Genomic DNA, 23,231 nt, shown 5'->3' with positions numbered 1-23,231 from the left:
GCCGCTGCCGGCCAGATTCAGTCCCAGTCGAGCCAGAGCTCCTCGGGGCCTCTGAACGTGATGTTCGGGAACGTCTGGTAGTCCTGCGGCGGCAGCCGCAGCGACGGCACCCGCTGGGTCAGGATCTCCAGCGCAATGCGGGCCTCCATGCGGGCGAGATTCGCTCCGAGGCAGAAGTGAATGCCCTTGCCGAAGCTGATGTGGCCGTGGGGATCGGGCCGCGCGATGTCGTAGGAGTCGACGTCGAACCGGTCGGTCTCGGCGAACGCGCACGGTTCGCGGTTCGCTGCTGCGAAGTTCAGGAACACCCGTGTTCCTTCCGGAAGCTGCACCCCGCCGAGCTCGGTGTCGCGGGTGGTCACCCGGCGCCAAGCCACCTGGCTGGAGTCGAACCGCAGCGTCTCCTCGACTGCCGTGGGGATCAGCGACGGGTCGGCGCACAGGGCCTCCCACTGGTCGCGGCGCGGCAGCAGGCAGCGAAGCGTGTTGCACAGCAGGTTCGTGACCGGATCGTGTCCGGCGAAGGAGATCCCGTAGATGACCGACTCGACCTCCCGGTAGCTGAGCCCGGTGCCGCCCTCGGGGTCGGGGTCGGCATCGTGTGCGTCGAGCAGCTCCGAGCAGAAGTCGTCGGTGCGATTTCGATGTCGCTCGGCCACGAACTCACGGCAGTAGCGCCAGTAGGCCAGCATTCCCTCGGCCATGTGCGCCTGCTCGGCCGGCGTCGGCTTGCCCCAGGCGAATGCCTTGCGGTTCACGCACCACGACTTGAGCATGAGGTCGTCTTCGGGCGGGAAGCCGATGAAACGGAACACGATCTCCGCTGGCAGCGGGAACGCCACCGCCTTGACGTAGTCGGCGGGCTTGGGGCCGGCGAGCATCTCTTCGATCAGCTCGGTGGCCCGTGAGCGCATGTAGTCCTCGAGCGTCCGCAGCCGCCGCACCGAGAACCCGCCGCGTGTGTGCACGCGGATGCGACCGTGGTCGGGCTCGGCCCGGTTCGACATGACTGCCTGGGGGTCGTAGTCGGACGCGGAGAGCACCTCAGCCGCCTCGGGCGCGAGGGGGAAGATAGGGTCCTGCACGTTGGACGAGGCATATGTATCCGGGTCCATAAAGACCCGCTCGATGTCGTCCATGCGGGTCACCACGACGTGGCCCATCTCGGCGGCGTAGAACACCGGGTGGTCCTCGCGCAGCTTGGCGGCGATCGGGTAGGGATCGGCCAGGTATTCCTCGTTGAGCGGCGACCAGCTGTCGTGCACCGGGCAGCCCGGCGGCGGCGGCGAGAGCTGATCCGGTGCGGTGTGGTAATCGTCAGCGCTCACTGGACCTCCAGTCTGGGCCCTGCCGTCGGGACCGGCGTGCGCTCGGCGGCGCCGGCAGGCCCTATCATCGTCGCCCCGCGGGCGATTGGCTCAGATGGTTAGAGCGCTGCCTTCACACGGCAGAGGTCACTGGTTCGAGTCCAGTATCGCCCACCCCTTCGACGCAGGATGCCGTGCCGTGGCGCCACCGTGCTCGGCGAGGTGGGCCAGCAGCAAACCGGTGAACGCCCCAGGCACCTCGTCGGTGACGAAGTGATTGATGCCCCCGAGCTCGGCGAAGCGATACGGGCCGGTCACGAAATCAGCAGTGTTCTCGGCTGCCATGCGGCCCACCGTGGCGTCCTGATTCCCCCACACGTACATCGTCGGCACGCTCACCGGGGGCGTCTCGGCCGGCTGATACTGCGAGCTCCCTATGGCCCGGTACCAGTTCACGGCTGCATCGAGGGCGTCGCGTTCGCCCAGCGTGGCCAGGTAGGCGTCGATGTCGGCGTCGGGCACCCCGCCGTGAGCCATGGCCCGTCGCAAGGGCGCTGCATTGTCGGCGAGCAGGTTGTCGGTTGCCTCGGGCTTCTGGAAGGCGGGATGGTGCCGCGAGCGGTGCGGCTGATCGGGGTCGTCGCGCATCGCCGCAACGAAGGCCGCAGCGTGCGGCCGCGAGATGACGCTCAGCGAGTAGACGCGCTCGGCGTGGTGCGCGGCGATGAACCACGCCAGTGCGCCGCCCCAGTCATGCCCGACGATGTGGAATCGCTCCGCGCCGAAGCTGTCGGCCATCACGAGCGCATCGGCCACCAGCAGCTCGGTGCGGTAGCTGTCGATGCCGTCGGGCCGTGCACCAGCCGAGTAGCCGCGCTGGTCGGGAGCACAGGTCCGGAACCCGGCCGCCGCCAGTGCCGGCAGCTCGGCACGCCAGGTGTGTCGGGTCTGCGGGAACCCATGCAACAGCAGCACCAGCTCGCCGTCAGCTGGCCCCGCCACGTCGGCAGTGAAGCGAAGCCCATTCGCTTCGATCGTGATGGTGTCAGCCGTTGTTGAGCCCGCCATGGTGTCGTTCCAATCCTGCCGCCGAAGGGCACACAGCTAGCACCCGGAGGCTACGGTCGCCGCTTGGAGGCCGAAGTGCCGCTTGCAACCCAGGGGGACTCGAAATCGTTCGAGGGGAGGCCCCATGAGTACTCCGGCGATCATCGACTGTCACGGGCATTACACGACGGCCCCGCCCCAGCTCGGTGCGTACCGCGACGCGCAGCGGTCGGCGCTTGAGGCCGATCCGGACCACGTCGGCGCGAAGGGTGCGCTTGACATCAGCGACGACGAGATCCGCCACAGCATCGAGGGCAACCAGCTGCGACTGCAGCGTGAGCGCGGCTCGGACCTCACGATCTTCTCGCCGCGGGCGTCTTGGATGGGTCACCACGAAGGCAACGAGCACACGTCGCGCTTCTGGTCTGAGCACTGCAACGACCTCGTCCGACGTGTGTGCGATCTGTTCCCGGAGAACTTCGTGCCGGTCTGCCAGCTCCCCCAATCGCCCGGCGTGGCGATTGACAGCTCGGTTCGCGAGCTGCGCCGCTGCGTGGAAGAGATGGGCTTCGTCGGCTGCAACGTCAGCCCCGACCCCTCCGGCGGGTTCTGGACCGGCCCGCCGCTGGACGACCGCTACTGGTGGCCGCTGTGGGAGGCCATGGCCGAGCTGGATGTGCCCGGGATGATCCATGTCAGCGGCACCTGCAACCCGAACTTCCATGCGACCAGCTCGCATTACTTGGGCGCCGATACCACGGCATTCGTCCAGATGATGATGAGCGACCTGTTCGCCGACCATCCCGGGCTGCGTTTCGTCATTCCCCACGGCGGGGGAGCAGTGCCGTACCACTGGGGCCGGTTCCGGGGCATGGCCCAGGACATGGGCCTGCGGCCGCTCGACGAACTGCTGCTGGGCAACGTGTACTTCGACACCTGCGTGTACCACCAGCCCGGCATCGACGTGTTGGTCAGGGTGATACCCGCCAGGAACATCTTGTTCGCGTCGGAAATGGTCGGCGCGGTGCGCGGCATCGACCCCACCACGGGCTTCAACTACGACGACACCAAGCGCTACATCGACGCGGCAGACCTCAGCGACGACGCCCGCCGCATGATCTTCAGCGAGAATGCCCTGCGGGTGTACCCGCGGCTGACTGGCGCCTTGGACGCGCAGCGCAGCACCGCTGCGGCGGCAAACCGGGAGGGATGATGGCAGCCCGACACATCGTGAAGCGCACCATTGAGCGGGCCGAGCCCGACGTCATCGCGGGACTGGGCGATGCCGGCACCGCCACCGTGCACGAGGCAATCGGCCGCCGTGGCTATCTCGGCCCCGATCTGCGGCCCATCCAGCAGGGCACACGGGTTGCTGGCTCAGCGGTGACAGTGCTGTCGCATCCCGGCGACAACATCATGATTCACGCCGCCGTGGAGGTCTGCGAGCCGGGCGACTTCCTCGTGGTCACCAACACGGCGCCGTCCACTCACGGCATGTTCGGTGATCTGCTGGCGTCGTCGCTCATGGCTCACGGCGTCGTGGGCCTGGTGATGGACGCTGGCGTCCGAGACACCCTGGACCTGCGGGCCATGGGCTTCGCGGTGTGGACCCGGCACATCTCGTGCGAGGGCACGGTCAAGAACACGCCAGGTTCGGTGAACGTGCCCATCAGCATCAACGGCGTGATCATCGAACCGGGCGACGTGATCTGCGGTGACGACGACGGCGTGGTGACTGTGCCCCGCGCTGAGGCTGCGTGGGCATTGGAGCAGTCCAACGCCCGGCTCGACAGCGAGGCCGGCACTCGGGCACGCCTGCAAGCCGGCGAGCTGGGGCTCGACATGTATGGGCTGCGCCAGAAGCTGATCGACCTCGGCGTGGAGTGGATCGAGTGAGCGCAGGCCCTCATGATCCGGCAGCCTCGGGCATTCGCTGCATGGTCATGCGGGGCGGCACCTCCAAGGGCGCCTACTTCGTGGCCGACGAGCTGCCCGACGACCCCGACGAGCGTGACTCGCTGCTGGCGCGGGTGATGGGCTCGCCCGACCCGCGCCAGATCGACGGCATCGGCGGCGCGCACCCGCTGACCTCCAAGGTTGCTGTGGTGTCACGGTCGGCAGAGCCCGAGATCGATGTGGACTACCTGTTCCTGCAAGTCGGTGTCGACGACGGCTCGGTGGGTGATCAGCAGAACTGCGGCAACCTGCTGGCCGGAGTCGGGCAGTTCGCGATGGAGCGCGGGCTCATTGAGGTCGCTGGCGGCGAGGCGCGAGTGCGGATACGCATGGTGAACAGCGACTCGGTGGCGATGGCCACGTTCCCGCTGGAGGCGGGCGTTCCCGCCTATGACGGCGACACGGCGATCTCGGGGGTTCCCGGAACGGCGGCCGAGGTCCGGCTCGACTTCGAGGCCACGGCGGGTTCGACATGTGGGGCGCTGCTGCCCACCGGTGCCGTCGCCGATGCGATCGACGGCATCGAAGCAACCTGCATCGACAACGGCATGCCCACGGTTGTGCTCCGGGCGGCTGCTCTGGGCATCGCCGGCGACGAATCGCCAGCCGCACTTGAGGCCAACGAGCTGTTCCGGCGACGCTTGGAGAACATCCGCCTGAGGGCCGGCGAGCTGATGAACCTGGGCAACGTGAGCACCATGACCGTGCCGAAGATGACGCTGGTGTCCGCGCCCCGCGCCGGCGGGAGCATTTGCACCCGCACCTTCATCCCGCACCGGTGCCACGACGCCATCGGCGTGCTGGGTGCGGTCAGCGTGGCCACCGCGTTGCGTCTCCCGGGGAGCGTCGGATCGGATCTGCTCGAACCCGGCGACGACCCCGACCTGGTGCAGATCGAGCACCCGACGGGCACCTTTGCCGCCCGAGTCGAGCTTGCCGATGGCCCTGCGGACCCGGTCTTGGGGCGGTCCGGCATCGTTCGCACTGCCCGCAAGCTGTTCGACGGCCTGGTATTCCCCAAGAGCCCAGCGTTTCCGACGAGCGCGTCACCCCAAGGGCGCGCGTGACAGCTCCCACGATCCTGCCGCCTCACCCCTCGCCGCACTCGCCGACGGCATTCACGCCGCCGCCGGGGGCAACCGATGCGCACTGTCACGTGTTCGGCCCCGCGCACCGGTTCCCCTTCGCCCCCGAAGCCACCTACACACCGCCCGATGCTGGCATCGACGACTTCGAGGTGCTGCAGGAGCGCTTAGGGCTGTCGCGAGCCGTCTTCGTGCAAGCCAGCTGCCATGGCACCGACAACGCCGCCATGGTGGATGCGCTCGTGCGGGGAAGCGGCCGCTATGCCGGTGTCGCGATGATCGATGAGTCGTTCGGCGATGCCGACATCGGTGCCCTGCACGACGCCGGGGTGCGCGGCACCCGCTTCAACTTCGTCGCCCACCTCGGCGGCGCACCCGACCTTGAGGTGTTCTGGCGGCTGGTCGACCGGGTGCAGCCCTTCGGCTGGCACATCGTGCTGCACTTCGACGCGAAAGACCTGCCGCACTACGCCGATCTGCTCGACCGGATGCCGTGCCCGTACGTGATCGACCACATGGCCAGAGTCGACGCCGACGCAGGGCTCGGCCAGGAGCCGTTCGAGGCCCTGCTCGAGCTGATGCGCGACGAGCGGGCATGGGTGAAGGTGTCGGGCGCCGAGCGGCTCACTGCCGAGGGGACCCTGCCGTACGACGATGTCGTGCCCTATGCCCAGGCGCTGATCGCGGCCGCGCCCGAGCGCATCCTGTGGGGCACCGACTGGCCGCATCCGAATGTGCGCCACATGCCCGACGACGGCGATCTCGTGGACGTCCTGGCAGCGTTCGCGCCCGACGAGTCAGCTCGCAATCGGATCTTGGTGAGCAATCCCGAAACGCTCTACGACTTCGGCTAGCGGCTGAGCCCGCGAGCGAGCAGCACTATTCTCCGCCCGACTGACCGATCCAGCGGGACGAGCGACGCAGGCCCGCGACGAGGATGCAGTGATGAACACCCAGGTCGTCATCGTGGGCGCCGGGCCGGCAGGAACGCTGCTGTCACACCTGCTGGGCCGGGCAGGCGTCGAACACGTCGTGCTCGAGCAGCAGTCGCGTGCCTATGTGCTGGGCCGCATCCGTGCCGGCGTCCTGGAGTGGGGCTCGGTGGAGATCCTGCGCGACGCCGGGCTGGGCGACCGCATGGACCGCGAGGGACAGGTCCACGACACGATCAACATCGCCTGGCGCGGCTCGGAGATGCTGTCGATCGACTCGCAGGAGCTGATCGGGCGCCGCATGATGGCCTACGGCCAGACGAACATCCAGGAGGACCTCTACGAGGCTGCGGACGCAGCCAGCAACACGATCATCTTCGAGGCCCACGACGTACAGATCAGCGACCCCGCCCGCCGGCCGTCGGTGACCTTCGTGGCCAACGGTGTCAGCGAGCGCATCGACTGCGACTTCGTGGCCGGCTGCGACGGCTCTCACGGCGTGAGCCGCACCGCCATCCCGGCCGGCGTCCGCACCGAGTTCGTGAAGGACTATCCCTTCGGCTGGCTCGGCATCCTCTCGGAGACCCCGCCTTTGCCGCACTTGCTGTATGTCAACCATCAGCGGGGCTTCGCGCTGTGCAGCATGCGCAACCCGATGCTGAGCCGGTACTACGTGCAGTGCCCGCTCACCGACACGGTCGACGACTGGCCCGATGATCGTTTCTGGACCGAGCTGCTGGCTCGCATCCCGGCCGACAAGGCAGCGCAGATCCAGACGGGCCCCTCGATCGAGAAGTCGATCGCGCCGCTGCGCAGCTTCGCCTCCGAGCCGATGCGCTACGGCAATCTGTTCTTTGCCGGCGATGCGGCGCACATCGTGCCCCCGACCGGCGCCAAGGGCCTGAACCTGGCGATCTCCGATGTGCACTACCTGGCTCGGGCCTTCGCCGATCACTACCAGCGGGGCGACGACGGCTACCTCGACAGCTACTCAGCAATGGCGCTGCGGCGCGTGTGGGGGGCCATGCGGTTCAGCTGGTCGCTCACCATGCTGCTGCACCGGTTCCCCGACATGAGCGACTTCGACCAGCGCGCACAGGAGCAGGAGCTGTACCACCTGTCCACGTCGCCATCGGCGCAGATCGCCTTCGCCGAGCAGTACGTCGGCCTGCCGTTGGAGAGTTAGAGCTACGGCTATGGGGCGTTCTGCAGGATCAGCAGGCCGTTGCTGGTGTTGGAGGTGGGCACGTGGTTCATGCGGAACACCTCGTCGACCCGGTCGTCGAGCACGCCGCGCATCACGAACCACATCACCAGTTCGATGCCCTCTGAGCCCGCCTCGCGGATGTACTCGGTGCGCGGGCGCAGGCAGCCGGCGTCGGGCTCGGCGATCAGCTCGTCCATGAACGCTGTGTCGAACGCGGGGTTGACGAGGCCGGCTCGTTCCCCCTGGAGCTGGTGCGACATGCCGCCCGTGCCGAAGACGGCCACCCGCAGCCCTTCCGCATCCGATCCCTCGTAGCTGTCGAGCGCTCGCCGGATGGCCCGCCCGAGACTGAGGCATCGCTTGCCCGACGGGGGCGGGTACTGGATCACGTTGACGCAGATCGGGACGACCCGGCACGGCCAGATCTCGGGCTCGCCGTACATCACCGACAGCGGCACGGTCAGGCCGTGGTCGACGTCCATCTCGTTGACGATGGTGATGTCGAACTCGTCGTCGATCAGCGATTCGGCGAGATGCCACGCCAGTTCGGGATGGCCCTGCACGGCCGGCACCTGGCGGGGGCCGTAGCCCTCGTCGGCAGGCTGGTACTCGGCCGCCACGCCGAGAGCGAACGTCGGGATGAGCCGGAGCGAGAAGGCCGAGGCGTGATCGTTGTAGACGATGATGCAGACGTCGGGCTGCGCGGCGGCCATCCACTCGCGGGCAGGCTGGATCTTGTCGAAGTACGGCCGCCAGTAGGGCTCGTGCTGCTTGCCGTTGTCGATGGCAGCCCCAACAGCGGGGACATGCGAGGTGCCGATGCCGCCGACGATCGTGGTCATGAGCTGTGCCCCGCTGTGCTTGGTGCTTCGGGGCTCTGGGGTGCGTGGCTCTGACCCACGGGTGCCTCGCCGGTGCGGCGGTTGCCGTCGACCGGGCGACCGCCGTCGATCATCATCTGGTTGAACTCCCCGCCGCTGACGCCCGACATGGCGCCGCCGACATCCTGCATGGACAGGCCGTCAAGCGCAGCCAGCTTGAACGTGTAGTAGATGTTCCCGCCGAGCTGGAGCAGCCCCAGCCAGTCCCGCTCGAGCACCGCTCGGCGCTGTTGCGATGTCAGGTCGAAGCCGTCCAGGTAGGCACGTTCGTCTGCCCGAAATCGCTCCCGGTTGGCTTCGGCGTTCAGGCTCATGCAGAACATGTTCAGGTGGTAACCCTGCTGCGATCTGCGACCGTCGAAGACGTAGGTGCCCGGGATGTCGTCGTAGTCACGTGCCCGTGCCATGGCACCCCCTTGCGCATCCGAGACTATTGATAGAGCACGGGAGCCGAAGAGGGGAGCGTCGTGAAGATCATCCTGGCCGGAGAGGGCGCTATCGGGCGCAAGCACATGGCAGCGCTGCGGCGCATCGACGATGTCGAGGTGGTCGCCCTCGCTGGTGGCATCGCCGACGACACCGAGGCCTTCGCCAGCGAATTCGGCATCGAGCGGTGGACGACCGACCTGAGTGAGGCGCTGACGCTCGACGCTGACGCGGCCATCCTGGCCACGCCCACGCAGCTGCACGCCGCGCAGGCCATCGAGACCATGCGGGCGGGCAAGCACGTGCTGGTCGAGATCCCGATGGCCGACAACTTTGCCGACAGCGAGGCCGTGGTGCGTGTGCAGCAGGAAACAGGCGTGACCGCGATGGTGTGCCACACCCGCCGCTTCAATCCGAGCCATCAGTGGATTCACGAACGCATCCAACGCGGCAAGCTGACGTTGCAGCACTTGGTCGTCGAGACTTTCTTCTTCCGGCGCGAGAACCGCAATGCGCTCGGCAAGCCCCGCACCTGGACCGACCACCTGCTGTGGCATCACTCGTGCCACACGGTCGACCTGTTCGGCTACCAGACAGGCCAACGCATCACCGCAGGCTGGGCGCAGCAAGGGCCCACCCATCCCGAGCTGGGCATCGCCATGGACATGACCATCGGCATGAGCGTGTCGTCGGGGGCGCTGTGCACGCTGTCGCTGTCGTTCAACAACGACGGTCCGCTCGGCACGTTCTTCCGCTACATCTGCGACAACGGCACCTACATCGCCCGTTACGACGACCTGGTGGACGGCTACGACAATCCGGTGGATCTGTCGGGTGTGGCGATCTCCGACGACGGCATCGAGCTGCAGGACCGCGAGTTCATCTCGGCCATCGGCGAGGGCCGTGAGCCCAACGCATCCGTCGCTCAGTGCCTCGGCGCCATGGAGACCATCGACATGCTGGAGAAATCCATGAGCGAGCGTTGATTTCGATGTTCGGCCGACAATGGCACCGCCATATCCCGTGACGCGCTATCAAATGGGCCATGGCGGAGCTACGAAGGTCTGACGCCGACCAGCTCGCCTACGACGAAGCGTTCGACCGTGACGGCAACGTCCGCCCGCTCTATGCCGCCATTGTGGAGCGCTTCTCCAACTTCGACTCGGCTGAGCTGCGGCGCCGCGAAGGCATCATCGAAGAGGAGTTCCGCCGCCAGGGCATCACGTTCACGGTGTACGGCGATTCGCAGGGCACCGAGCGCACGTGGCCGATGGACCTGTTCCCCCGGCTGATCGCCGCAACCGAGTGGCAGGAGATCGAGCGCGGTTTGGCCCAGCGCGTCACCGCCCTGAACCGGTTCCTGGCCGACATCTACACCGGCGAGGGGGCGGCCATGGCCGACGGCGTCGTGCCCGCATGGCTGGTGCAGTCGTCGGACGGCTTCGAGCGCAACGCGTTCGGCGTCAGCGTGCCCCATGACGCCCACTGCGTCATCGCCGGCATCGACTTGGTGCGCGATGCCGAGGGCCAGTACCGGGTGCTCGAAGACAACCTGCGCAACCCCAGCGGCATCAGTTACGTCATCGAGAACCGGGCGGCGATGACCCGGGCGTTCCCCCGTGTCTGGGAAGACCACACCGTGGAACCTGTCAGCCAGTACGGCCGGATGCTGCGCACCGCGCTCGAGTCGGTGGCGCCCACGGGGGCGGGCGACAAGCCGCTCATCGTGATCCTGACGCCGGGCATCTACAACTCGGCGTATTTCGAGCACGCGTTCTTGGCCCGGGAGATGGGCGTGGAGCTCGTGGAAGGGCCCGACCTGGTGGTGGACGAGCATGTCGTGTACCTGCGCACCATCGAGGGCCTCGTTCCGGTTGATGTGATCTACCGGCGCATCGACGACTCGTTCTTGGACCCAGTGTCGTTCCGGCCCGACTCCACGCTCGGCGTGCCGGGGTTGCTTGGCGCCATGCGCGCCGGCACGGTCACCGTCTGCAATGCCGTCGGCAACGGCGTGGCCGACGACAAGGCCATCCACCCCTACGTGACCGACCTGATCCGCTACTACCTCGGCGAGGCGCCGATCCTGCCCAACGTCGAGACCTACGTGATGTGGGAGCCCGATCAGCGTGAGGCGGCCTTCGAACGGCTCGACGAGCTGGTCATCAAGCCAGTGGGCGAGTCGGGTGGCTACGGCATCGTCATCGGGCGCAATGCCACCGACGAGGAGTTGGCGAATGCGCGTGCCGAAATCGAGGCCGATCCGCGCAACTGGGTGGTCCAAGAGGTCGTGGAGCTATCGACGCTGGCATCCATGTGCGACGACGTGCTCGAGCCGCGCCATCTCGACCTGCGGCCGTTTGTGATCACCGGGGAGCGCACGCAGGTGTTTCCCGGCGGCCTGACGCGGGTGGCCATGCGCAAGGGCTCGCTGATCGTGAATTCCTCACAAGGCGGCGGCTCCAAGGACACCTGGGTGCTCGCCCCGCAGGGATCGCAGACATGATCCTCGCCCGGCACGCCGATTCCCTGCTGTGGGCCGGCCGCTACCTGGAGCGGGCCGACACCATCGCTCGGTGCGTGTCGGTCGAGACCAATGCAGTCATGCACCGTCAAGCTACTGAGGCGCGTCTGGCATCCCGCCGGCTGGTGCAGGCGCTCGGGCTGCAGGACGAGTTCGTGGCGGCCCAGGTCGGCACCGGCCCGTATGCCGTCATGGACTTCCTGGTCTCCGACGACTCGCACCCTGGATCAGTGGTGTCGGCTGTGCAGGCGGTGAGGGAGAACTTGCGCATCGTGCGCGACCGCATCCCGGTAGAGCTCTGGGAGGAGGCCAACAGCCTGCACATCCTCATGCAGAGCGCCAAATCCGTCGGCGCTGCGGCTCGGGAGCAGACCGGCGGCGAGGTGTCACGCATGTCGGTGATCACGGCCCGGCGCGGGTGTCGCTCGCTCAGCGGCGTCATGACCGAGTCGATGAGCCGCGACGAGGGGTACGCCTTCATGGAGGCGGGCCGGCTGCTCGAACGATCGATTCTGACGGTGGAACTGCTGAAGTCTGGTTTGGGCACCGGAAGCGATGTGTTCGACGGGAATCGCCTGCTGGCGTTCACGCATTCGCTGCAGGCTGCACGTCGCGAGCTGGGGCACTCGCCGCAGTGGCATGCAGTCGCGAAGTTCCTCTTGCAGCACGAGCAAATGCCCCGCTCGGTGCTGTGGTGCCTCGGACGGGTGGAGCTGCGCCTGGAAGATCTCGCCGCGGCCGCGGGGGCCGTCGCCACACCCCGTCGGCGCGCCGGAGCACTGAGGGCGCACTTGGAGTACGGCGAGCTCGACGAGCTGCTGGCCCAACCCGAAACTGAGCTGGCGTACCTGGGCTCGGCGCTGGCCGAGTTAGCTGCCGATGTGCACGCCAGCACGGTGGCGAGATCGAGCTTCGCCGAAGTGCATGCGCAGTTCGTGCGACCTGGAGACGGGAACGGCAGGCTGCAATGAGACTCGACATCGCCTACCGGTTGCACTTCACCTACGCCGAGCCCGTCTCGGAGTCGCAGAACGAGATCCGCGTACGACCTCGCGACGACTTGCGCCAGCAGGTGCTGTCGTACCGGCTGACGACCACCCCGGCGACCCGCGTGCTGCAGACACGCGACTACTTCGGCACGACCGTCGACCATCTGGGCATGCGCGCACTGCATGACGATCTGTTGGTGGTGGCCGAGGCTTCCGTGGAGACCACACCGACCGACGGTGCCCCGGCACCGGTGAGCTGTGAGCGGCTGGGTGATCAGCAGTTCGTCAACGAGCACGTCGAATACCTGGCGCCATCCCAGCATGTGCAATGGGGCGAGCTGGTCAACGAGGTGGCCTCATGGGCCGTACGCGGCGCCGCCGACGACGTCAGCGAGTGCGTGCAGGCCGTGGCCCAGGCGGTGCCCACGGTGCTCACCTACGAGCGCGGCTCCACCTCCATCGGCGTGACACTCGAAGAGCTGATCGACGGCGGCCGGGGGGTCTGCCAAGACTTCGCCCATCTGGCCGTGGGCATGCTTCGCTGCATCGGCATCCCCGCTCGCTACGTCTCCGGCTACCTGTTCGCGCTGGATGAGACACGGCTCGACGAGGGTCCCGGTGACAGTGCACCTGCAGCCGGCGACGGAGCATCCGGCAGCGGCGCCGGTGCTGACGGGAACAGCCACGGGCTCGTCGGCGAGGACGTATTCGCTCCCGAGCGCGCGCCGGCTGCCAGCCCGACGGCAATCTCGGTGCAGACGCACGCATGGATCGAAGCTGCGGTGCCCGGCTACGGCTGGCATGCGCTCGATCCCACCAACGGCGGATCAGTGAGCGAGCGGCATGTGGTGATCGGTTACGGCCGCGACTACAACGACGTCCCACCCGTGCGCGGCGTGTTCAACGGATCAGCCGATGCCAAGGTGGACGCCGAGGTGATCATCGCCCAGCCCACGGCGCCGGTGTCGATGGTCACCGAGCCGATCCGCCGCCAGGCCCGCGTGGCGGTCAGCCCGTCCACAGATACGTCTGCCCAGCAACAGGCAGCGCAGCAACAGCAGCAATAGTCAAGGCCGGGGCGCCGCTACCAGGGATCGATGGGGTGCTTGCGCCCCTCGCGCCGTGCCGGTGTCGGGAACGTCGCGAGCAATCGGGCGATCAGGTCTCGCGTCTCGGCCGGATCGATGATGTCGTCCAGCAGGAACGACCGAGCGTATTCCAGGCCGGTGTTGCGCTCCTTCCACTCTGCGACGCGCCGGTCTCGGATCTGACGCTCCGTAGCCTCGTCGGGCGCAGCTTCGAGCTCGTCGCGGAACACGATGTTGACCGCGCCTTCGAGGCCCATGCCGCCGAATTCGGCGGTCGGCCAGCCGACATACAAGTCGGGATCCAGCGCGTCGCAGCCCATTGCGTAGTAGCCGAGGCCGTAGGCCTTGCGCAGAATCACGGTGAGGATCGGCACGTCGGCGGTGCTCAGCGCCACCAGGGTGCGGGCGCTGTGACGCACGATTGCTGATTTCTCGGCCGCGGTCCCGATCATGAAGCCGGGTGTGTCGCACAGGAACAGCAGCGGCAGGTCGTAGGCGTTGCACAGCTCGACGAAGCGCGAGAACTTGGCCGAGCCTTCGGCATCGATGGCGCCCGCCCCGAACATCGGGTTGTTCGCGAGCACGCCGACAGGGTGTCCTGCGATGCGGCACAGCGAGGTTGACAGGCATCGGCCGAAGAGCGGGCGAAGCTCCATCACAGAGTCCTCGTCGGCCAGCGTCGCCACAATCTTGCGCACGTCGTAGGCGCGGCGCGGGTTCTCCGGGACTATGGACCTCAGCGGCGTCTGATCGTGCGCGACCGGCGGCGGGGGAGCTGCCACGTCGGTGAAATACGACAGGTACCTGCGCGCTGTCTGCAGGGCCTCCGCTTCGTCCTCAACTACCAATTCGACGGTGCCGGTCCGCTCATGCAACGACATGGGGCCCAGTTCCTCGGGGGTCAAGTCCTCGCCGGTGGCGGACCTCACCAGCGGGGGTCCCGACAGCCCCATCGTCGAGTCCCTCGTCGCAATCACCACGTCGGAGGTTCCGGCGATGTTCGCCTGCCCCGCGAAGCTCGGTCCCGACAGGATCGTGACGATCGGCACCAGTCCCGACATCTTTGCCAGCTGTATGAAGGTCGTCACCGTGCCGCTCGCGTAGTACAGCTCGGTGGCGCGCGCTCCGGCACCTTCGGACCAGAAAATGACCGGCCAGCGGTTTCGCTCGGCCACCTCCATCATCCGGTCCACCTTGCGATGGTTGTGCGGGCTCTGGCTGCCGCCCATCACCGTGTAGTCGTAGGTGAAGGCGCACACCGCAACGCCGTCCACTCGCCCGACGCCCATGACCAGGCCGTCGGCTGGTGCATCGCCCAGCGAGCGGATCTGGGGCTGCGCGAGCTGGCCGTATTCCACGAATGTGCCGGGATCGAACAGGGCGGCGATGCGCTCCCGAGCGGTCCATCGGCCGCGGGCGTGCTGGCGCTCGACCGCTGCGGGCCGCGCCTCGTCCAGCGTGGCTTCTTTGGCTGCCATGGCCTTGGCCAGCAGCGGCGGCACATCTGATTCCGGGGAAGCTTCGTCACTCACGCAGCAAGAACTTAGAGGCTGAGCCGGTAGGCGAACCCGTGGCGTTAGGGTGCGCGGCGTGAAGCCGACCGACGAGGTGTTGGCCGAGCGCCGGGCGCGAGTGGCCAAGCGCTGGGAGCTCACTGACGAGGTGGTGGTATTGCGCGCTGGCGAGCCGGCGGGCTGGTCGGGGACCGATCAGCACTTTGCGTTTCTGCCCCATCCCGATGTCGCCTACCTGACAGCGGTGGGTTCCCCAGGCACCACGCTCGCCTTCGATGCTGCCGTCGGCGAGTGGGAACTGTTCGGGCCCCGCTTCACGCCCGAACGGCTCGTCTGGGAGCAGCCGCCGAGGCCAGTCGGTCAACCGCTGGATGACTTGGAGGCCTGGCTGGAACAGCGCAGCGAGCGCAAGCTCATCGAGCTGGGCGCCGGCGCGGCCATGCCCCAGGCGCTGCCCGTGCCGACAGCGTCGGACGACAGCGAAGCGCAAGACCCTGCCAACGCGGTGCTGAGGCTGAGTGCAGCGATCGCGCTGGAGCGCATGAGCAAGGACGATGCCGAGCTCGACGACATCCGCCAGGCTGCTGCGGCCAGCACCGCAGGGTTCGAGTGGGTGTACCAGCACGCAGCGCCGGGCATGACCGAGCGCGAGATTCAGGTGGGCATGGAGGCGCAGTTCTACGCCGCAGGAGCACCCCGTGTGGCCTACGACAGCATCGTTGCCTCCGGGCCGCACGGCGCCTACCTGCACTACGTCTACGCGGGCGACGACCCGCTGCGCCCCGCTACCCGCACGGTCGAAGCTGGCGACCTGCTGCTCATCGACGCCGGCGCGCAGTTCGGTGGTTACGCCAGCGACGTCACCCGCACGATGGTCGTGGGTGCTGATCCCACCGACGAGCAGGAGTTCCTGTGGAAGCTGGTGCTCAGCGCCCAGCAGCAGACCATCGACATGTGCCGTCCCGGCATCGTCTGGAAGGAGGTGCACCTGGCTGCCGCCCGCATCCTGGCTGCCGGCCTCGTCGAGTTGGGCGTGCTCCGGGGCGACCCTGCAGAACTCGTCTCAGCCGGCGCGGTGGCGCTGTTCTTCCCCCACGGGCTCGGCCACCTGCTGGGCCTGTCGGTGCACGACATCACGAGCATCCCGTACAGCCGGGAACCGAGCGACGATCCATTGCTGTCCAAGCTGGGACCGGGTCGAGTACTCGGACCCGGCATGGTGACCACCGTCGAACCCGGCGTCTACTTCATCGACGCCCTGCTGTGCGACCCGGCTCGGCGGGAGAAGTTCGCCGAGAGCGTCGTGTGGGAGCGCGTCGACGAGCTGCGGGGCTTCGGCGGCATCCGCATCGAGGACGATGTGCTGGTGACCGACGGCGACCCCGAGGTGCTGACCGCGGCGATCGACAAGCCGATCCGCATCGGCTGAAGCGGATGAGCGAGCAGGGCTACGACGCCGTCGTCATCGGGGCGGGTGTCATCGGCAACGCCGTCACTTGTGAGCTGGCCCGGCGTGGCTGGCGGGTGGTGGGTGTCGATCGCAACCCAGGCGCCGGCCAGGGTTCCACCAGCTCGTCCTCGGCCATCGTGCGATTCACGTATTCCACCCGGGCGGGGGTGGCGATGTCGTACGAGGGTCTGCAGTACTGGCTGAACTGGCCTGCGCACATCGGCGACTGCGACGAGGCCGGCTACTCCTCGTTCACCAAGTGCGGGATGCTCACGCTGATCAGCGGCGACGGTCCGCACCTGTTGCCCGTTCCGCACTTTGACGCGCTCGGCGTGCCCTACGAGATCTGGGATCGTGACGAGGCGGCAGCCCGGCTCGGATTCTTCGACCTGTCGCGCTTCGGCCCGCCCCGGCAGATCAGCGATCCCGACTTCTGGGCCGAGTCCACCTCGCAGCTGGAAGGTGCGCTGTGGACGCCCGATGCTGGCTACGTCGGCGACCCCCAGCTCGCGGCCCACAATCTCCGGCTGGCGGCCGAATCCGCAGGGGCAGAGTTTCGCTTCGGCGAAACCGTCGTGGGGATCGCCGGATCGGGACGAGCCGAAGGAGTCGTGCTGGCGGGTGGCGAAGTGCTGGCTGCGCCTGTGGTTGTGAATGTCGCCGGTCCGCACAGCAGTGCCATCAACGAACTGGCGGGCGTGCTCGACGACATGACGGTCAGCAACCGGCCGCAGCGCAAGGAGGTGTACCACGTGCCCTCACCGGCTGGGGTCGACTTCGAGCACGTCGGCGCGGCGATGGCCGACGACGACTGCGGCTGCTACGTGCGGCCCGAGGTGGGCAACAACATCCTGATTGGCTCGCTCGAACTAGACATGGCCGACCTGGAATGGCTTACCGCCGACGAGATCGACGATTGCTCGCAGGATCTCACCCGCGAGCAGTGGGAGACCCACGTGCTGCGGTTCGCAAGGCGCATGCCCGAACTGGGATTGCCGCACCAGCCAAGGGGCGTCGTAGGCGTGTACGACGTGACCGACGACTGGATCCCGATCTACGACCGCACGTCGCTCGACGGCTTCTATGTGGCCATCGGCACCAGCGGAAACCAGTTCAAGAATGCTGCGGTGGCCGGGCACTGCATGGCGGAGCTGATCGGTGCGGTCGAAGGTGGCCACGACCATGATGCCGAACCTGTCGTGGTGACCGGCAAGCACACCGGCTTCGACATCGACATGGGCACGTTCTCACGCAACCGTGATCTCCACGGTTCGTCGATGTCCGTGCTCGGCTAGCGCCAGGCGCTGTGTCTGATGGTTCGCATGGTCAAGACCATGCGAACACGGGCTGCTCCAGCTCGTCGACGCGGGTGTTGAGGCCGTCGTAGGCGACGGCGCGGAATTGGTAGAGCACGGCGCCGGTGGGCGCATGGATCAGGTCGCCGCCGATCGGAACCTGCACGACGGGACGGTCGCTCTCCGGGATGCTCACGAATCGGGGAGAGTCGGGCCGCGTCAGCTCTCGCAACGACACCCGATGCACCGATGCCACCTCGGCCGGGTTCGCCACCGGCTCACGATCGTCGGACAGCCAGAACACGAACGGGCTGATGACATAGCCCGAGCGGGTGGGGTAGTCGTCGAGCTGACCGAGCAGGTCATCGCTGGTCAGCTCCAGTCCGACCTCTTCGGAGCACTCGCGGATGGCTGCTTCGAGCACGGTCTCGCCGTCGTCCACCCGGCCGCCGGGCAGCGCCCACTGACCGCGATGGCCGCGCAGATGAGAGCCGCGGCGGGTCAGCAGCACGGCTGCCCCGCCCGCAGTGCCCTCGACGTCGCCCGTGAGCGTCGGGTCGTCGATCGCGCCTGGGATGTCTGCCAGCAGCTCGCGCCGCTCGTCGGCGCCGAGGCCGCTGAATGCGGGATCCGATCCGTGCAGGTCGGCGTCGCTGTCCAGCACGATCACTGCGACCGCAGCGTGCTTGCGACCTCCGCCCGGGTGCTGCCGTACCTCGTGGCGGGCCAGGTTGGCCGCCAGCCGCACCCGCAGCGCGGCGTCGTGCGCGATCTCGCTTGCTTCGGGCATGGCCGGCATGGCCGCAGAGTTTGACACCGCGACTGTCCCTGTGCCGATCCGACAAGCGGGCGATATCGACTGATCGGTGTGCAGGCCGCCGGTGAGCCGCCCTCTTGCGCGATTGCTCTCTACCATCGCTGGGCGTGAACGCTCAGCGTCAGATCGTGCTGGTGGGCTTTCTGCAGGCGCAGAACTGCACGACCATCCCCGCTGCCTGGCGGCACCCCGCTGCCCGCCACGACGTCACCAGCTTCGACTACTACCGCCACATCGGCCACGTGCTCGAAGCGGGCTTCTTCGATCTCGGCTTCTTCGACGACCGGCTGGCGATGCCCGACATGCTCGGCGGAGACCACCGGCACACGGTGGAGGCGGGCATCCGCTGTGTGAAGCTCGATCCGGTCACGGTGCTCACGGCGATGGGCATGGCCACCACCCGGCTCGGCTTGGGCGCCACCTACTCGACCACCTACTACGAGCCCTTCCACGTGGCCCGTGTGTTTGCGACCTTGGACCATCTCACCGGCGGGCGAGCGGCGTGGAACGTCGTCACCTCGGTCAACGACAACGAGGCCCGCAACATGGGCCTTGCTCAAGCGCCTGCGCATGATGAGCGATACGACCGGGCCGACGAGTTCATGGAGGTGGTGCACGGCCATTGGGATACGTGGGAGGCCGACGCGATTGCTGCCGACCGGGCAAGCGGGCTGTATGCGCACGGCGACCGGGTCCACCGGCTCGACCACCGCGGCCAGTGGTTCACTTCTCGTGGACCGTTCACGGTCCCCCGCACACCGCAAGGACACCCGGTGGTCATCCAGGCCGGCCAGAGCGGTCGCGGCACCACGTTCGCGGCTCGCTGGGGGGAGCTGCTGTTCGTCAGCCAGGTGCGACTCGACAGCGCCGTCGAGCACTACGCCGCTGTGAAATCCCAGATCGCGGCACTCGGCCGCGATCCGGACCACGTCAAGATCACCAACCTGACATTCCCGGTGGTGGGCCGCACCATGTCCGAAGCCGAGGATCGCCGTGCCGCCTACGACGAGCTGCCGACGCTGGTGGACGATCTCTCGCTGCTGTCGGAAGGGCTGAACTTCGATTTCGCCAGCCGTGAGCTGGACGAGCCGCTGTCCGACGACGACCTCGACGCCATGACCGGCATCCAGGGCATCCGCAACCAGGTGCTGCAGATCACCGGGAGGGCTAACCCCACCGTGCGCGACTTCGTGCAGGTGTCAGGACGGGGCCGACTGGCGCACCCGACCGTGGGCGGGCCCGTCGAGCTTGCCGATTACTTCGAGGAGTGGTTCACCGAGCGCGCAGTAGACGGGTTCGTGATCGCAGGCACCCACATGCCGGGAGCCTTCGAAGACTTCGTCGAGTTGGTCGTGCCCGAGCTGCAGCGCCGCGGCCTGTTCCGCCGCGAGTACGGCGGCACCACGCTGCGCGACCACCTCAGCCTGCCCCTACCCGAGCCAGGAGCCTGGCGCCTGGCATAGCTGCCCGGTCTCAGCGGAGTGTCGAACGTGCGTGGGAAGCCAGCTCGCTCGCGGTGGCCGTGTGGAGACTGCCGAGTGCGGACACCTGCGCGAGTGCATCGTCGAGCACTTGGGCCCGGAAGGGCTGGCCCGCCAGCCACGGTCGCAGCGTCAGCATCAGCAGGCGGCTTCCGGCCGGGTGGTCAGCACCGTCGCGGTGCATGCGTGTTGCGGCACCGGTGAGGATCTCGCCCCAGCCGTCGAGTGACACACGCCGGTGCCACAGCGCGAACTCGTCATCGGCTTCGAGGAACAGCGGCAGCGACACCATCGGTGCCGTGCCTTCGGGTCGGTGCACACCGGCCAGCACCCCGTCCGTCGTCATGAGCACGGGCTGCTCGTCGTTGGGCCAATCGAGCAGGGTGTCCACCCCGGCCTCGGCCAGCAGCGCCGGCGTGCGGAACGACTCGACCCCCTCAGCGGAGAACCACGTGGTCGAGCGGATGCCAGTGGCCGACCCGATCGCGTCGAGGCTTCGGGCGATGGCATCCCGCTCTTCCTCTTCAGTGTTCTTGGAGGTGATGAGCCGGGTGGCAGCGATGCCCCGTCCGGCGATCTCGCACCCGCGCTCAGCCAGATGCGAGACCAGCCAGCCGTAGTGCTCAGCAGTCAGCGCATCGACGGCGACGGTGGCCGCGATGCCATGGCGGTCCAGCAGGTCAAGCAGGCGGAAGATGCCGACCCGGTGGCCGTATTCGCGGATGGTGAGCTGGGGGTAGTCGGGTGCAGGCAGGCGTGCCAGCCCACCGCTGCGGCGGCGCAGCGAGTAGGCGTCGGGAGGAGGCTCCCACTCGACGTGCTCGAGCACGATGACGGCGCCGACGGCGAGCGGGCTGCGGTCGGGCCACTCGAAACGGGGCCGGCTCGGCAACGGCGACCAGTCGTAGTAGGGGTGGTCCATGCCGTGCTGGTGCTGAGCAGGGCCGAACTCGTAGCCCTGCGCCCAGTCCTCGGTAGCGGCACTCCCGGCTGCGTGGCTGGCCGAGCCGGGGTTGGCAGCAGTGGTGCCGGCCGAGCTTGCGGCCGTCGCCGCAACCTTGGGTCGATCTGCCGGCGGTTCAGGCTCGTGAGCGACGAAGTGGTCGTAGTGATGGTCGATGAAGTGCTGGGCGATCTGGCTGGCCGTGGTCTGCCACACGTCGTCGTGGCTCATCAGGTAGTCGAGCATCGCCGCAAGTCCGTCGACCCGGTGCGGCATGCCCATCAGGTAGGGGTGCAGCGCCACGCACATCACCCGACCGCCGGCGCCGTCGTCGGCTTCGCGGCGCAGGACATCGAGCTGCGCCTTCGCCATCGCCACGAATTCGTCGGTGTCGAAGTGCTGGGTGAACACCGGCACATCGTTCAGCTCCATCGAATAGGGCACCGACACCAGCCGCTGCCCGCTGCGGGTTGCAAGCGGCACGGGCTGGTCGTCGTGAAACCAGTCGGCGTGGTAGATCAACCCGGCCTCGGCCATGAGGTCGGGCGTCGCCGCGGTGTTGGACACGGCAGGGCCGAGCATTCCCCGCAACTGCTGCCCGGTGTGGCTGCGCAGCGCCTCGATGCACTCGATGTAGAACGCCCGCTCGGCGGTCTCGTCGATCGCAGATATGTAGCGGGTGTTGTAGATGCCGTGGGACATGATCTCCCACCCGCGCTCGACCATCGCAGCGCCCACTTCGGGGTAGTGGTCGAACACGGCGAGATTGGTGGAGGCCGTGGCAACGACGCCGAAGCGATCAAGCACCTCTGCCATGCGCCAGAAGCCCACCCGGTTGCCGTAGTCGCGGTAGCTGTAGCCCTGCACATCTGGATGCGGCGAGCGCGTCCAGGTGTTGCGCTGGGGATCCCGCGGCGGCAGGAATTCGTAGTGCTCCACGTTCGGGGCGATCCACAGCGCCACACGCGCATCATTCGGCCACCGGATACGCGGCCGGTCGGTGATCGGCAGGTACCTCACCCGGTGCGGCGCCAAGCTGCCGGGCAGCGGTGCAATCAGGCCAGATGCCGTGTTGTCCATGCCTGCGACGCTACGCGCGTCCCTTGCCGACCATCAGGAGTAGCGGCCGACCTAACATCTGGCCGTGGCCGAGAGCGACGAGCGACCCCGATCCGTGCCGCCGCCGTCCGACGGCGATGGACACGCTCCGTCTTCCCAGGACGATGACGAAGCCGGACTGTGGTCACCACCGCCTCCCGGGCGGCCACGGCCTGCACCGCCTCCTGGATCCAATCCGGGTCGACCACCGCAGTATGTCCCCCGGCGCCGGCCCGGCGACTTGCGCCGCATCCCGCAGCTCTTCGGGGACACCCTCGCGCTTGTCGGACGGCGTTGGCGAGGATTCGGCGAGTATGCGCTGATCGGTGTGGCCGGCTACTTGGTGGCGCTTGTCATGCTGTTCTTGGGCCTGAACGCACTGTTCGACGGCCAGTTCTTCTCCAAGATCGAGGAACTCACCGATCCGCTAGGGGACTCCACTGTCGATTTCGACGCGTGGCTGGAGTCCTTCGAGGTGACGCCGACTCCGCTGGCGATCGGTCTTCTCATGGCCTTCGGTCTTGCGAGCGTCGTCGGTTTCACGCTCCAGGACATCGCCACGACCCGGCTAGCCCTCGACGATGTCCAGGGACGAGAGGTGAACGCCAACCGCACGCTGATGGCGACGCTGCGATGCCTGCCGAAGATCTTCGCCTTCTGTGTCGCAATCGGACTAGCGATCGGTCTGCTGGGGTGCGGCCTCTGTGCGCTCCTGCTCTGGGCAGCGCCTGTGCTCGGCATTCTGTGGGCTCTCGCATTCATCGGCGCGGCACTCGTGTTCGGCCCGCTGCTCGCCGTCTATTTCGTGATGGTTTACGTGGAACCTCGCCTTCCCTCACCGCGCCGCTGGTGGCACTTGATGAAGGGTCGCAAGGCGGCGATCTGGGGGCGGGTTTTCCTGATCTCGCTGGCAGCCGAGTTGGTCTGGCTCGCCTTGTCGATGTCGCTCGGCGCGCTGCCGATTGCACCCCTCTTCGGAGACCTGATCGTCAATGCCATCATCCTGCCGATCGTGTTCATGGTGGTCGCCGTCGCGCATCTGCTGATTTACGCCGACCTGCTCAGCGGGGAGGAATCGGCACCGGCCGAGGTCGAGTCGCCGAGCTGACGTTGGCGCGTCAGACTCGATCCCGCGCCACCGGATCTCGGCCGATCTCTTCGCTGGTTTCAATCCGTGCCTGTTGGGCGGCC

General features: G+C 67.6%; 20 protein-coding genes and 1 tRNA gene. 14 read left to right on the top strand and 7 right to left on the bottom strand.

The window, feature by feature from the left end; genetic code table 11:
- Positions 1-17: 17 nt before the first annotated feature.
- Complete coding sequence (locus ACOGXD_RS01385; RefSeq protein WP_419916144.1) at positions 18-1,328, bottom strand: cytochrome P450; 1,311 nt, start codon at positions 1,326-1,328, stop codon at positions 18-20.
- A 79-nt stretch (positions 1,329-1,407) separates the two neighbouring features.
- Here ACOGXD_RS01385 and ACOGXD_RS01380 point away from each other — a divergent pair.
- Positions 1,408-1,481: transfer RNA gene (locus ACOGXD_RS01380), tRNA-Val, on the top strand.
- Here ACOGXD_RS01380 and ACOGXD_RS01375 read toward each other — a convergent pair.
- Positions 1,455-2,375, bottom strand: a complete 921-nt coding sequence (locus tag ACOGXD_RS01375; RefSeq protein ID WP_419916143.1) for an alpha/beta fold hydrolase — start codon at positions 2,373-2,375, stop codon at positions 1,455-1,457. The two genes, ACOGXD_RS01380 and ACOGXD_RS01375, sit on opposite strands and share 27 nt — an antisense overlap.
- Positions 2,376-2,499: 124 nt before the next feature.
- On the opposite strand from ACOGXD_RS01375, the gene ACOGXD_RS01370 reads away from it, so the two are divergent.
- From ACOGXD_RS01370 to pobA, 5 genes are all read left to right on the top strand, one after another.
- On the top strand, positions 2,500-3,567 hold the full coding sequence (locus ACOGXD_RS01370; RefSeq protein WP_419916142.1) for an amidohydrolase family protein: 1,068 nt from the start codon (positions 2,500-2,502) through the stop codon (positions 3,565-3,567).
- Positions 3,567-4,250 (top strand): 4-carboxy-4-hydroxy-2-oxoadipate aldolase/oxaloacetate decarboxylase, encoded by a 684-nt coding sequence (locus ACOGXD_RS01365; RefSeq protein ID WP_419916141.1) that lies wholly within the window; start codon positions 3,567-3,569, stop codon positions 4,248-4,250. Before ACOGXD_RS01370 ends, ACOGXD_RS01365 begins: the two co-directional genes overlap by 1 nt.
- 41 nt (positions 4,251-4,291) lie before the next feature.
- The gene (locus ACOGXD_RS01360) at positions 4,292-5,377 is read left to right on the top strand and encodes a 4-oxalomesaconate tautomerase (RefSeq protein WP_419917431.1); all 1,086 of its coding nucleotides are present in this window, start codon (positions 4,292-4,294) and stop codon (positions 5,375-5,377) included.
- On the top strand, positions 5,374-6,249 hold the full coding sequence (locus ACOGXD_RS01355) for an amidohydrolase family protein (protein ID WP_419916140.1): 876 nt from the start codon (positions 5,374-5,376) through the stop codon (positions 6,247-6,249). The genes ACOGXD_RS01360 and ACOGXD_RS01355 overlap by 4 nt, the downstream gene beginning before the upstream one ends.
- Positions 6,250-6,340: 91 nt before the next feature.
- Complete coding sequence (gene pobA, locus ACOGXD_RS01350) at positions 6,341-7,513, top strand: 4-hydroxybenzoate 3-monooxygenase (RefSeq protein ID WP_419916139.1); 1,173 nt, start codon at positions 6,341-6,343, stop codon at positions 7,511-7,513.
- Between the two features lie 8 nt (positions 7,514-7,521).
- On the opposite strand, the gene ACOGXD_RS01345 is transcribed toward pobA, so the two are convergent.
- Together ACOGXD_RS01345 and ligA are read right to left on the bottom strand one after the other, a co-directional pair.
- Complete coding sequence (locus tag ACOGXD_RS01345) at positions 7,522-8,376, bottom strand: class III extradiol dioxygenase subunit beta (RefSeq protein ID WP_419916138.1); 855 nt, start codon at positions 8,374-8,376, stop codon at positions 7,522-7,524.
- Positions 8,373-8,822, bottom strand: a complete 450-nt coding sequence (gene ligA, locus ACOGXD_RS01340) for a protocatechuate 4,5-dioxygenase subunit alpha (RefSeq protein WP_419916137.1) — start codon at positions 8,820-8,822, stop codon at positions 8,373-8,375. Before ligA ends, ACOGXD_RS01345 begins: the two co-directional genes overlap by 4 nt.
- A 60-nt stretch (positions 8,823-8,882) precedes the next feature.
- Between ligA and ACOGXD_RS01335 the strand changes: the two genes are divergently transcribed.
- Genes ACOGXD_RS01335 through ACOGXD_RS01320 form a run of 4 tightly spaced genes read left to right on the top strand, consistent with a single transcriptional unit; the run spans position 8,883 to position 13,421 of the window.
- A complete protein-coding gene (locus ACOGXD_RS01335; RefSeq protein WP_419916136.1) occupies positions 8,883-9,827 on the top strand; it encodes a Gfo/Idh/MocA family oxidoreductase in 945 nt (314 codons plus the stop codon).
- Between the two features lie 59 nt (positions 9,828-9,886).
- Positions 9,887-11,347 (top strand): circularly permuted type 2 ATP-grasp protein, encoded by a 1,461-nt coding sequence (locus tag ACOGXD_RS01330; RefSeq protein WP_419916135.1) that lies wholly within the window; start codon positions 9,887-9,889, stop codon positions 11,345-11,347.
- Positions 11,344-12,336: an alpha-E domain-containing protein gene (locus tag ACOGXD_RS01325; RefSeq protein ID WP_419916134.1), complete on the top strand. Its 993-nt coding sequence runs from the start codon at positions 11,344-11,346 to the stop codon at positions 12,334-12,336. The genes ACOGXD_RS01330 and ACOGXD_RS01325 overlap by 4 nt, the downstream gene beginning before the upstream one ends.
- The gene (locus ACOGXD_RS01320) at positions 12,333-13,421 is read left to right on the top strand and encodes a transglutaminase family protein (protein WP_419916133.1); all 1,089 of its coding nucleotides are present in this window, start codon (positions 12,333-12,335) and stop codon (positions 13,419-13,421) included. The genes ACOGXD_RS01325 and ACOGXD_RS01320 overlap by 4 nt, the downstream gene beginning before the upstream one ends.
- A gap of 17 nt (positions 13,422-13,438) precedes the next feature.
- On the opposite strand, the gene ACOGXD_RS01315 is transcribed toward ACOGXD_RS01320, so the two are convergent.
- Positions 13,439-14,974: an acyl-CoA carboxylase subunit beta gene (locus ACOGXD_RS01315; protein ID WP_419916132.1), complete on the bottom strand. Its 1,536-nt coding sequence runs from the start codon at positions 14,972-14,974 to the stop codon at positions 13,439-13,441.
- Between the two features lie 58 nt (positions 14,975-15,032).
- On the opposite strand from ACOGXD_RS01315, the gene ACOGXD_RS01310 reads away from it, so the two are divergent.
- Both ACOGXD_RS01310 and ACOGXD_RS01305 read left to right on the top strand, forming a co-directional pair.
- The gene (locus tag ACOGXD_RS01310; protein WP_419916131.1) at positions 15,033-16,385 is read left to right on the top strand and encodes an aminopeptidase P N-terminal domain-containing protein; all 1,353 of its coding nucleotides are present in this window, start codon (positions 15,033-15,035) and stop codon (positions 16,383-16,385) included.
- A gap of 5 nt (positions 16,386-16,390) precedes the next feature.
- On the top strand, positions 16,391-17,701 hold the full coding sequence (locus ACOGXD_RS01305; protein WP_419916130.1) for an NAD(P)/FAD-dependent oxidoreductase: 1,311 nt from the start codon (positions 16,391-16,393) through the stop codon (positions 17,699-17,701).
- A 31-nt stretch (positions 17,702-17,732) separates the two neighbouring features.
- On the opposite strand, the gene ACOGXD_RS01300 is transcribed toward ACOGXD_RS01305, so the two are convergent.
- A complete protein-coding gene (locus ACOGXD_RS01300) occupies positions 17,733-18,491 on the bottom strand; it encodes an NUDIX hydrolase (RefSeq protein WP_419917430.1) in 759 nt (252 codons plus the stop codon).
- A gap of 134 nt (positions 18,492-18,625) precedes the next feature.
- On the opposite strand from ACOGXD_RS01300, the gene ACOGXD_RS01295 reads away from it, so the two are divergent.
- Positions 18,626-19,981: an LLM class flavin-dependent oxidoreductase gene (locus ACOGXD_RS01295; RefSeq protein ID WP_419916129.1), complete on the top strand. Its 1,356-nt coding sequence runs from the start codon at positions 18,626-18,628 to the stop codon at positions 19,979-19,981.
- A 10-nt stretch (positions 19,982-19,991) separates the two neighbouring features.
- Here ACOGXD_RS01295 and ACOGXD_RS01290 read toward each other — a convergent pair whose 3' ends face one another.
- Positions 19,992-22,022, bottom strand: a complete 2,031-nt coding sequence (locus ACOGXD_RS01290; protein ID WP_419916128.1) for a polysaccharide deacetylase family protein — start codon at positions 22,020-22,022, stop codon at positions 19,992-19,994.
- A 64-nt stretch (positions 22,023-22,086) separates the two neighbouring features.
- On the opposite strand from ACOGXD_RS01290, the gene ACOGXD_RS01285 reads away from it, so the two are divergent.
- Positions 22,087-23,148, top strand: coding sequence for a hypothetical protein (locus ACOGXD_RS01285; RefSeq protein WP_419916127.1), 1,062 nt, complete (start codon positions 22,087-22,089; stop codon positions 23,146-23,148).
- Positions 23,149-23,231 lie beyond the last annotated feature (83 nt).

Source organism: Candidatus Poriferisodalis sp., assembly GCF_965204125.1.
Lineage (GTDB): Bacteria > Actinomycetota > Acidimicrobiia > Acidimicrobiales > Poriferisodalaceae > Poriferisodalis.
Note: the sequence above shows the minus strand (reverse complement) of the source record. Positions and strands in the feature narration are given on the sequence as shown.

Coding starts and splice junctions, on each gene's coding strand:
- ACOGXD_RS01360 (WP_419917431.1), top strand. CDS start 4,292: ATGGTCATGCGGGGCGGCACCTCCAAGGGCGCCTACTTCGTGGCCGAC.
- ACOGXD_RS01370 (WP_419916142.1), top strand. CDS start 2,500: ATGAGTACTCCGGCGATCATCGACTGTCACGGGCATTACACGACGGCC.
- ACOGXD_RS01300 (WP_419917430.1), bottom strand. CDS start 18,491: ATGCCCGAAGCAAGCGAGATCGCGCACGACGCCGCGCTGCGGGTGCGG.
- ACOGXD_RS01365 (WP_419916141.1), top strand. CDS start 3,567: ATGGCAGCCCGACACATCGTGAAGCGCACCATTGAGCGGGCCGAGCCC.
- ACOGXD_RS01345 (WP_419916138.1), bottom strand. CDS start 8,376: ATGACCACGATCGTCGGCGGCATCGGCACCTCGCATGTCCCCGCTGTT.
- pobA (WP_419916139.1), top strand. CDS start 6,341: ATGAACACCCAGGTCGTCATCGTGGGCGCCGGGCCGGCAGGAACGCTG.
- ACOGXD_RS01325 (WP_419916134.1), top strand. CDS start 11,344: ATGATCCTCGCCCGGCACGCCGATTCCCTGCTGTGGGCCGGCCGCTAC.
- ACOGXD_RS01305 (WP_419916130.1), top strand. CDS start 16,391: ATGAGCGAGCAGGGCTACGACGCCGTCGTCATCGGGGCGGGTGTCATC.
- ACOGXD_RS01290 (WP_419916128.1), bottom strand. CDS start 22,022: ATGGACAACACGGCATCTGGCCTGATTGCACCGCTGCCCGGCAGCTTG.
- ACOGXD_RS01330 (WP_419916135.1), top strand. CDS start 9,887: ATGGCGGAGCTACGAAGGTCTGACGCCGACCAGCTCGCCTACGACGAA.
- ligA (WP_419916137.1), bottom strand. CDS start 8,822: ATGGCACGGGCACGTGACTACGACGACATCCCGGGCACCTACGTCTTC.
- ACOGXD_RS01320 (WP_419916133.1), top strand. CDS start 12,333: ATGAGACTCGACATCGCCTACCGGTTGCACTTCACCTACGCCGAGCCC.
- ACOGXD_RS01375 (WP_419916143.1), bottom strand. CDS start 2,375: ATGGCGGGCTCAACAACGGCTGACACCATCACGATCGAAGCGAATGGG.